General features: G+C 46.0%; 10 protein-coding genes and 1 pseudogene. 9 read left to right on the forward strand and 2 right to left on the reverse strand.

What is annotated here, in order from left to right; genetic code table 11:
- The first annotated feature begins 97 nt into the window (after positions 1-97).
- The 8 genes from AM228_RS25710 (at position 98) to AM228_RS25740 (ending at position 7,119) form a co-directional block, all read left to right on the forward strand.
- On the forward strand, positions 98-3,961 hold the full coding sequence (locus tag AM228_RS25710) for a tetratricopeptide repeat protein (RefSeq protein WP_054469772.1): 3,864 nt from the start codon (positions 98-100) through the stop codon (positions 3,959-3,961).
- Positions 3,958-4,116: a hypothetical protein gene (locus AM228_RS33570; protein WP_156332060.1), complete on the forward strand. Its 159-nt coding sequence runs from the start codon at positions 3,958-3,960 to the stop codon at positions 4,114-4,116. Before AM228_RS25710 ends, AM228_RS33570 begins: the two co-directional genes overlap by 4 nt.
- Positions 4,097-4,711, forward strand: a complete 615-nt coding sequence (locus AM228_RS25715) for a Uma2 family endonuclease (RefSeq protein ID WP_054469773.1) — start codon at positions 4,097-4,099, stop codon at positions 4,709-4,711. The genes AM228_RS33570 and AM228_RS25715 overlap by 20 nt, the downstream gene beginning before the upstream one ends.
- A gap of 426 nt (positions 4,712-5,137) precedes the next feature.
- Entirely contained in the window at positions 5,138-5,356 is a 219-nt protein-coding gene (locus AM228_RS25720; protein WP_054469774.1) for a hypothetical protein, read from the forward strand.
- A 32-nt stretch (positions 5,357-5,388) separates the two neighbouring features.
- Positions 5,389-5,745 carry a hypothetical protein gene (locus AM228_RS25725; protein ID WP_190880484.1) on the forward strand — a complete coding sequence of 119 codons (357 nt, stop codon included), beginning with the start codon at positions 5,389-5,391 and terminating at the stop codon, positions 5,743-5,745.
- The gene (locus tag AM228_RS25730; protein WP_054469775.1) at positions 5,729-6,184 is read left to right on the forward strand and encodes a hypothetical protein; all 456 of its coding nucleotides are present in this window, start codon (positions 5,729-5,731) and stop codon (positions 6,182-6,184) included. The genes AM228_RS25725 and AM228_RS25730 overlap by 17 nt, the downstream gene beginning before the upstream one ends.
- Before the next feature lie 303 nt (positions 6,185-6,487).
- Positions 6,488-6,718, forward strand: a complete 231-nt coding sequence (locus AM228_RS25735) for a hypothetical protein (RefSeq protein WP_054469776.1) — start codon at positions 6,488-6,490, stop codon at positions 6,716-6,718.
- The gene (locus AM228_RS25740; protein WP_054469777.1) at positions 6,718-7,119 is read left to right on the forward strand and encodes a type II toxin-antitoxin system VapC family toxin; all 402 of its coding nucleotides are present in this window, start codon (positions 6,718-6,720) and stop codon (positions 7,117-7,119) included. Before AM228_RS25735 ends, AM228_RS25740 begins: the two co-directional genes overlap by 1 nt.
- Positions 7,120-7,160: 41 nt before the next feature.
- On the opposite strand, the gene AM228_RS25745 is transcribed toward AM228_RS25740, so the two are convergent.
- Positions 7,161-8,678, reverse strand: a complete 1,518-nt coding sequence (locus AM228_RS25745; RefSeq protein WP_054469778.1) for a serine/threonine-protein kinase — start codon at positions 8,676-8,678, stop codon at positions 7,161-7,163.
- A 211-nt stretch (positions 8,679-8,889) separates the two neighbouring features.
- Positions 8,890-9,078 carry a hypothetical protein gene (locus tag AM228_RS25750; RefSeq protein WP_054469779.1) on the reverse strand — a complete coding sequence of 63 codons (189 nt, stop codon included), beginning with the start codon at positions 9,076-9,078 and terminating at the stop codon, positions 8,890-8,892.
- A gap of 112 nt (positions 9,079-9,190) precedes the next feature.
- On the opposite strand from AM228_RS25750, the pseudogene AM228_RS25755 reads away from it, so the two are divergent.
- Positions 9,191-9,701: pseudogene (locus AM228_RS25755) on the forward strand (transposase); the annotation flags it as partial.

Below are 9,701 nucleotides of genomic sequence, written 5' to 3' on the forward strand. Positions count from 1 at the left end.
ACTTAAGCTATGAGGCGGGGGTTTTAACCCCCGACGGGCAAAACCTTCACCCAAATCGCCCGCGATCGTCAATAACCCCCAATTCAAATAACGAACCATGAAAAAACCATCAGCAATCATCCTCCTGGGTGCTTTACTACTCATCACCCCAACCCTGCAAAGCTGCAACATCTTGCCCATTTTTTCCCAACAACAATCCCAACAACAAAATAACCCCAAATTATCCTCAGCAGAATTAGAGCAAATCGCTAAAGCCATTACCGTCAAAGTCATCGGCGGTGAGTCCGGGGGTTCGGGCACCATTATCAGAAAAGTGGGCTCGACTTACACCGTAGTCACCAATCAGCACGTTTTGCGGGCGATCCAGGGAACTAGCAAATATCGCGCTGAAACTAACAGCGATGATGAATTAACTTTTGTGAAAAATATCCGCATCCAAACCTCAGACGGTTTAGATTATCCCGCTACTATTGTTAAAGGGGAAAATATCGATTTTCAGAATAATGATTTAGGCTTATTGGAGTTTAACGCTGACCGGATTTATGATGTGGGGACATTTCCTAAGTCTGATGTGGCCTTAAAACCTGGGGAAAAAGTCTGGGCGGCGGGTTTTCCGGCGGAACCCCCCCAACCCCCCCTTATTAAGGGGGGGCAATTCTCCTCCGAATCCTCAGAACCCCCCCAACCCCCCCTTAGCAAGGGGGGGCAAAGCCAATCCCCTCTTGGAAAGGAGGGGCAATTTTCCTCAGAACCTTCCTCAGAACCCCCCCTTAATAAGGGGGGGCAGGGGGGGTTCTCACTTAGTAACGGCGAGCAATTGTCCTCCGAATCCTCAGAACCCCCCCTTAGCAAGGGGGGGCAAGGGGGGGTTATCGTCACTGAGGGGGAAATATCCCTCATCCCAGACCAAGCCTTAGAACAAGGATATCAACTGGGTTATACGAATCTGATTCAAAGCGGCATGAGTGGCGGCCCAATTATCAACAGCCAAGGGGATATCGTCGGGTTTAATGGCCGACATGGGAATCCCCTATTTGGCGACCCCTTTGTATATGCGGATGGCAGCAAACCCACCGACGGGGAACGGCAAAAAATGGTAGGACTAAGTTGGGGTTTGCCCGTATCCGTACTAGCCCAAGCCGCCCCAGAAATTATGAAAGAAGTAGAACCGCCCCTGACTGGTCTGGCGAAACAAGTTTATGACCAAGCCAAAGCGGTGACAGTTCGCATTGAGGCGCGGGATAAAAAAGATCCATCATTAGCTCCAATTCCGGGCTCTGGGGTGATTATTGCCAAACAGAAAAACACTTATTATGTAGTAACTGCCAGTCATGTGGTGGAAGGTTCAGATCAAAATTACGAACTCATCGCCCCGGACGGTAGCCGCTACCGCCTCGACGATGACAAAATCAAACAACAGGAAGGTCAAGACGTGGCTTTGGTGCAGTTTAGCAGCAAAGAAATCTATGCCGTAGCCACTCTTGCAGATTATCGAGTGAAACAAGATTACCGCCCCTGGGTGTTTACAGCCGGGTGGCCCAAGGGAGAATCTCTGAGAAATCCTCAATTCGAGTTTACTCCAGGCAGGTTATCTAGTTCAGAAGAAAGCTGGATTTTTGCCCACAACGCTGCATCCCTGACCGACGGTTATGAAATGGTGTACACCAATACCACCCTGGGAGGGATGAGTGGTGGGCCGGTGATGGATACCCAAGGACGAGTGGTGGGGATTCACGGACGGGCTGAGGGCGACAACAGTGAAGGTGTGAAACTGGGGTACAGTTTAGGCATTCCTACAAATACTCTGTTAGGCAGTTTACAATTGTGGGGAGTTGAGCGACAGTTGTTGCAGGTAGAAACTACTGCACCCCCAGAAGTGGATCAAGATCAGAACACTCGGTTGATTGCTCAAGCTGTAACAGTCACTCTGAAAAAAACTCCCAACAATGATACCTCGGCTAAAGATTGGATTAACTATGGCAATCAGCTTTGGCGGGCGGGTATGTATCAACTGGCAGCAGGAGCGTTCAGTCAAGCAATTCTGCTTGATATAAATTCTTATGCCGCCTGGTACGGTAGGGGTTTAGCGTTAATGGCAGAGAACCGGCATAGAGAGGCAGTCCAGTCTTTTGAACTAGCCATTGCAAGTGATAAAGAAAACACACACTATGAAGCATTGCGGGAGAAGGGGAAAACACTATTCAAATTGAAACAATACTCAGAGGCGCTGGCATCCATTGACCAAGCAATTCAACGGAACAACCAGGATGCTGTGCTTTATATAATCCGTGGTGCCATACTCGAAGAGTTAAACCGCCACCAAGAAGCGGTGGAGGCTTTGACCAAAGCCATTGACATTAAACCTCATTCCTGGGTTTACATTGGTCGGGGTGATGCCCGTTATAAGTCAGGAGATTTACGAGAGGCGATCGCTGACTACAACCAAGCGATCAAAATCAATCCTCAGTATGCTGAGGCTTACATTGGTCGAGGTAATGCTCGTTCTCAGTCAGGAAATTTATCAGAGGCTATTTCTGACTATAACCAAGCGATCAAAATCAATCCTCAATATGCTGAGGCTTACCACAATCGGGGTCTTGCTTGGTATAAATCAGGAAATTTATCAGAGGCTATTTCTGACTATAACCAAGCAATCAAAATCAATCCTCAATATGCTGAGGCTTACATTGGTCGAGGTAATGCTCATTCTCAGTCAGGAGATTTACGAGAGGCGATCGCAGACTATACCGAAGCGATTAAAATCAATCCCCAGTATGCCGAGGCTTACGTCGGTCGGGGTGCTGCCCGTTCTGACACAGGAGATAAGCAGGGGGCGATAACAGACTACACCCAAGCAATTAAAATCAATCCTCAGTATGCCGAGGCTTACATCAAAAGGGGTCAGGCTTGTTATGAGTCAGGAGATAAGCAGAAGGCGATAGCAGACTTAAACCAAGCGATTAAACTCAACCCGCAGGATGCCCGGACTTATCTTGTTCGAGGTATAGTCAGTTCCCAGTCAGAAGATTTGTCCGGGGCAATCTCTGATTTTGACCAAGCAATTCAACTCAATCCCCAATTAGCCGAGGCTTATTCATTGCGGGGTGCTGGTCGTTATGAATTAGGAGATAAGCAAGGGGCGATCTCTGATTTCGACCAAGCCATCAAAATCAATTCTGATTTACCCGAAAGTTATCTTGGTCGAGGTTTGGCTCGTTATGACTTAGGAGATACGCAAGGGGCGCTCTCTGATTTTGACCAAGTAATTAAACTCAATCCCCAGGATGCTGAGGCTTACTACCATCGGGGTACAGCCCGTTATGACTTAGGAAATAAACAGGAAGCGATCGGCGACTTCACCGAAGCGATTAAAATCAATCCCCAGTATGCCGAAGCTTACCTCAAAAGGGGTGTGCTCCTTTTAGAATCAGGAGATAAGCAGAGGGCAATGGCTGACTTCACCCAAGCGATAAAACTCAATCCTCAATATGCTGAAGCTTACGCCGGTCGGGGTGGTGTTCGTTATGCGTCAGGAGATGTGCCTGGGGCGCTAAATGACTTCGACCAAGCCATTCAACTCAATCCTCAGTTAGCCGGGGCATACTCCGTTCGGGGTAATGTCCGTTTAAACTCAGGAGATGTGCCCGGAGCGATCTCTGATTTAGATCGAGCGATTCAAATTAATTCCCAGTTAGCTCCGGCTTATAACGATCGAGGTCTTGCTCGTCTTAGGTCGGGAGATGTATCTGGAGCGATAGATGACTTCACCCAAGCAATTAAAATTAATCCTCAGTTAGGTGAGGCTTATGCGAACCGAGGTGATGCTCTTTATAAGTCAGGAGACAAGCAGGGTGGCATAGAGGATATGCAGAAAGCGGAACAACTATTGTGTCATCAACAGGGGAAACCGGAATGCCAAATGCTAAAAGACCTCCTCAAACAGATGGAAGCGGGGAGATGAGGTGGGGAGTGTGGGAAGTTTGGGCAGTGTGGGCAGCCGCCATCGAAGCCGCCATCGCAGCCGCCATCGCAGTGTGGGCGGTGTGGGGAGTGTGGGTTAATGATGTTGTGGCGATGACTCGCCGAAGAGGTCAAAATGGTACAGACGCTCATTAAGCCGGAAACGGAAGAATACTTAATTTACTTGCCCAAAACCATTGGGCTTTACGTTACCCAAGAACAGTTTGCTGCCCTGGCAGCCAGCAATCGAGAATTGCGATTGGAAAGAACCGCGCAAGGAGAGTTAATCGTTAATCCACCAACGGGTTGGGAAACCGGAAAACGCAATAGAAGCATTTCTGGAGAGTTGTATATATGGTGGCGGAATGCAGGCAAACCTGGAGAGGTTTTTGAGTCCTCTACTGGATTTATTTTACCCAATGGTGCCAATCGTTCTCCCGATGCTTGTTGGGTTAGCCAAGAACGTTGGGATGCCCTGACTCCAGAACAAAAGGGAACTTTTGCCAATATTTGTCCCGATTTTGTAGTGGAGTTGCGTTCCGGTTCCGATAGTCTCATCTCCCAGCAAGAAAAAATGCGCGAGTATATGGACAATGGGGCTGTCCTTGTTTGGCTAATTGACCCGCAAAACAGAACCGTGGAAATTTATCGAGCGGGTTTGGAGGTGGAAGTCTTGGCAAATCCCTCCGAGTTATCCGGCGAAGAAGTATTACCCGGTTTTCTGTTGGATTTGCGTGAGGTATGGGGTTGAAGTGTGGAAATTGTGGGAAGCCGCCATCGGAGTTTTGCGATCGCGTTTTTGCCCCAAATTAGAAAAACCCAAATTTCCTCGTTTTCTCGTTCCCAGGCTCCCGCCTGGGAATGCTTGTCTAGAGGCTCTGCCTCCAGATTAACAACATATATAAAAAAGTATTTTTTCCCAAATTATAGTTCCCCAAATAGAGGCGATCGGGTTTTTTTACAAATTCAAATTCACACGAGGCAGAGCCTCTAAATAACCGTTCCCAGGCATAGCCTAGGAACGAGAATAAATTATGAGGATAACCGGCCAGATTATTGTATAAAATAAGTTAAACTTCCTTATGACTTACGCATTGACATTATATGTAGGGTGGGCATTGCCCACCTGACGCCATATATAGATTATAAATCCGATTTTTGCGGTGGTCCTGTTCCTATGACTTTAGAACAAGTTTTACAATTAGCCAAGCAACTTTCTCTTAGTGACAAAGTTCGTTTAATCGAGCAACTTGCCCCAGAAATCCAGCGAGAATTGCCGCATAACCATTCCCAACCTCGTCGTTCTTTGTGGGGAATTTGTGCGGACTTGGGAACGGCACCTTCGGCAGAGGAAATTGATGATGCTGGCCGTGATATTTGGGCAAATTTTCAATAATTGTTGATGTTAGCAGAAAAAAGGCAGGAGAAATGGAAAATTATTACTCAGTTTCAAGGGTCAATGCAAATTGGGCTTATCCGATTTTAGCAACAACGGATATAGAAACCCGATTTTTAGAACTGGCGGAACAGTGGCGACGGGAAACCGGCATGATGTCTTTAGTTACAAAAATGTCCATGCACCCAGCTTACCAAAGAATAATTGGCATGGGTCAACCCGTTGTCCCGCTGATTTTAAGGGAATTAGAACAGGAACCCGACCATTGGTTTTGGGCATTGCAAGCAATTACAGGGGCTAATCCCGTGCAGCCAGAACAGCGGGGACGGTTAACCCAGATGGCGGCGGCTTGGATACAATGGGGCAGAGAAAATGGCTACAGATGGTAGGCTTGAACCGTACCAAGAAGAAGATTTTCCTAATTTAGCTGCTACGGGATATTGCATCACCAGCAAGCGATCGCGATTGTATAACTGTTTTGCTTGGGCTGCGGGTGAAGATGACCGCTGGTGGAATCCTCTAGAATCAAATAATTCCTACTATTGGCCTGATGGGGTGCCTGCGGAAATGGCGATCGCTGCTTTTATCCAGGCTTATCAAACCCTGGGATATGAACCTTGCGAGAATGCCGACCTAGAATCGGGGTTTGAGAAAATAGCGATCTATGCCACCCCTGACGGAGAACCCGCACACGCTGCCAGACAATTACCTAATGGCAAGTGGACCAGTAAACTGGGACGTTGGGAAGATATAGAACATGAATTAGATGGTTTGACCAGTGAGATTTACGGATCTGTCAAGCAAATTTTAAAGCGACCTCTAGGATAAAATAATCGCGGCGGAAAATCTTCCCCAAACATCATGTGTTTTGACTCGTTCCCAGACAAAGCCTAGAAACGAGAAAAATATATCCGTAGGGGATGAACGCATTCCCGCAGAAGAAACCGGGTTTCTAGGTTCATACCGGGGCGATCGCGCAGCGTGCCGGAGGCATATCGTTTAGGGGTCTACAAGAAACCCGGTTTCTGAAAGCGTAAATTTTTTACGAGAATGCTTCACCCTTACCCAAAATTTGTGGTTCACTAATCAGAAAAACGCTGTAATATTTAGCCGCATTTAATATTTATTCCTATGACTCTAGAACAAGTTTTACAATTAGCCAAACAACTTTCTCTTAGTGACAAAGTTCGTTTAATCGAGCAACTTGCCCCAGAAATTCAGCGAGAATTGCCGCATAACCATTCCCAACCCCGTCGTTCTTTGTGGGGGATTTGTGCGGACTTGGGAACGGCACCTTCGGCAGAGGAAATTGATGATGCTCGCCGTGATATTTGGGCAAATTTTCCTCGGGAGGATATCTAATGTTGCGAGCCGTTGTAGATACTCATGCGGTAATTTGGTATATTTTTGCTGACCCTCGTCTTTCTGTCACTGCCCAAGCCACAATAGAACAGATAGCGGCGGATGGTGACATCGTAGGTTTTTCATCAATTACCTTAGCTGAAATTATTTATTTAATCGAGAAAAGTAGAATTCCCTCTTCTACTTTGACTCGCTTGTTGGGAGAAGTTGACAGACAGGATCCGGTGTTAGTTGAAATTCCTTTCGATCGCAAAATTGCTCAAACCATGCTAAGTGTCGATCGCACTCAAATTCCCGACTTTCCCGATCGCATAATTGCGGCTACCGCTTTATATTTTGGGGTTCCACTAATCAGCCGCGATAGAAAAATTCAACTTTCCACCGTGAATACTATATGGTGAGCGATCGCCCCAACCCCCCTTAAAAAGGGGGGCTTTTGTTTTTACGGGATTTTAAAAGAGTCTTGCACCTTTTTCATTACCTGCTGGTCAGTGGGAAAATTAGCCATTTCGCCACTATAAGTAAGCTGGTAAACCGTGCCATTTTTCACTGTCCAAAAAGCTTGACGTTTCAGTTCAATTCCTCCCTGTGTAATCGTATATATGACCGTATTCGCATCCCGATTATCCAGAGTAGTGCTATTAGGAGTATTCACTAATTTAATATTATATTCGCTTTCTAGTTCCGGGCGCAACCACTGATCATAATATTGCTCTTTACTCAGGGGTTGAGGTAAGTCAATGATGGTCAAAGTAATGTTTTCTTGATAGGGGTCTGATGAGTCTTGTTTAGGAGATTGAAAAACGGCGCGATCGCCTCCCACAGGCGGGTTAATTTCTTGCACTTCCCAATTACCGGGATATTGGAGGATAATCCCTTTTTCTGTTGTATAGGTGACATCTTTTATGTCATCTAAGTGGAAAAAGTTTCGCACTTCTGGGACACGAACTGCTACTATTATCCCCGCAATTGTCACGATTAATGTAGCACATCCAATTTTATGATCCCGTGGCCATTGTAAGATTGACATAACACTAGATTGATTTGCTTTCACAGTAGAATTAGTCCCAGAAGCAGCGGGTAAAGATACCGCTGTTGTCGGAACATTCGGCTGAGATAAACCTATAATATCTTGTAAGGCTTTGGCGGCATTAGCATATCTTTGCCGATAATCTTGGCGTACCATTGTATCAATAATATCGGCTAAATCGTCGCTGACTGTAGCATGATTTTTCCAGGATATTTCCCCGGTATTACTATCTTGGGGCAGTCCCCCAACTCTGGGGTCAGGATTTAACCCGGTTAAGGCTTGAATGGCAATAATCCCCAGGGCATAAACATCGCTGCTGAATTGCGGTTTACCCCCGGCTTGTTCATTGGGCATATAGCCTGGAGTACCGATCGCCACTGTCAGAGATGTAGTCTGCTGATGAGTGGACAAACTCCTAATTTCTTTCACCGCCCCAAAGTCGATTAAGACGATTTTTCCATCAGCTTGACGGCGGATTAAATTAGCGGGTTTAATATCCCGGTGAATCACATTTTCCTGGTGAACAAAAGCGAGAACTGCTAAAGTATCTTTTAACAAAGAAATCACCTGAGTTTCGCTGAGTTTTTGACCGGGAACAATTTCTTGACTGAGGGTGTTGCCGGTGATTAATTCTTGGACTAAATAAAATTCCTGGTTTTCTTCAAAATAGGCCAAAAGCTGCGGGATTTGGTCATGTTTGCCCAATTTTTCCAAGATTTCCGCTTCTTGGGCAAATAGCTGCTGGGCCTTGGCTAAAACAGCCGGAGAAACAGGCGCCCCTGGGGACGGGGGCTGAACTTGTAAATGCTTGACCACACATTGGGGGTGGTTGGGGCGTTGGGTATCCGCAGCAAGATAGGTTTGACCAAACCCACCTTGACCGAGTGGTTGTAAAATTTGATAGCGTCCTTTAAGGAGTTGGCCCTGCATCTGATTACTTGGGTGGTGGAATAAGTTCAATTTTAGATGAGGGAACCGGGAATTAGACTCAGAAACCGGGTTTCTTTCCCACATCCCCAGAAACCCGGTTTCTTAAATGCCCCATCCGTTATCCCATCCGTTGCCAATCCGTTGCCAAATATAAGTTAATGGTGCGTTACGCTGCACTTCGTTCCGAAGGCAGTACCCTACGGGATCACTGTTATGTCCACAACAGAAACCCGGTTTCTTTTTCGGCAGCAACCAGAACCCATAAACCGGAAATCAGAAACCGGGTTTCTTGTTTGATATCACAGTTAACTGTTGTATGCCTAACAGAAACCCGGTTTCTTTTTGCACAGCAGCAACCAGAACCCAGTAACCCGGTTTTTTGATTGGCGCGATCGCCCATATTAATTAATAAGTAAAGTCGAATATTTTTTCAAAGTAAAAATTTATTTTTTATTTAAAATACCTAAAATATTAATGCTAAAATAGTCTCAGAATATCAATCAAAATCATACATGGCTAATTCAACCCCAGCCGAATATGACAGTCCTTGGAAAGAAGCCTTGGATTTATATTTTCCCGAATTCATGGCATTCTTTCTGCCTGAAGCTTACGCCGACATTGATTGGTCACGAGGATATGAATTTCTCGACAAAGAACTGCCAAAAATAGTCCGAGATGCGGAAGTAGGAAAGCGTCTAGCGGATAAACTGGTAAAAGTATGGCGGCGAGATAACTCTCAAAGCTTAGTCTTGATACATATTGAAATCCAAAGTCAATATGAAACAGATTTTCAGCAGCGGATTTTTGTCTACAATTACCGCATCTTTGACCGCTATCGTCTGCCCGTTGCTACCTTAGTAATTTTAGCGGACGAACGCCCCGCTTGGCGTCCCCAAAACTATGACTATCAAATTTGGGGAACTCAGACAAGCATACAGTTTCCCGTGGTAAAATTACTAGATTATGAAGCCAATTGGTCAGCCTTAGAAGCCAGTTCTAATGGGTGCATCTCAGTTAGGCAAT

Source organism: Planktothricoides sp. SR001 (genome assembly GCF_001276715.1).
Classification (GTDB): domain Bacteria; phylum Cyanobacteriota; class Cyanobacteriia; order Cyanobacteriales; family Laspinemataceae; genus Planktothricoides; species Planktothricoides raciborskii.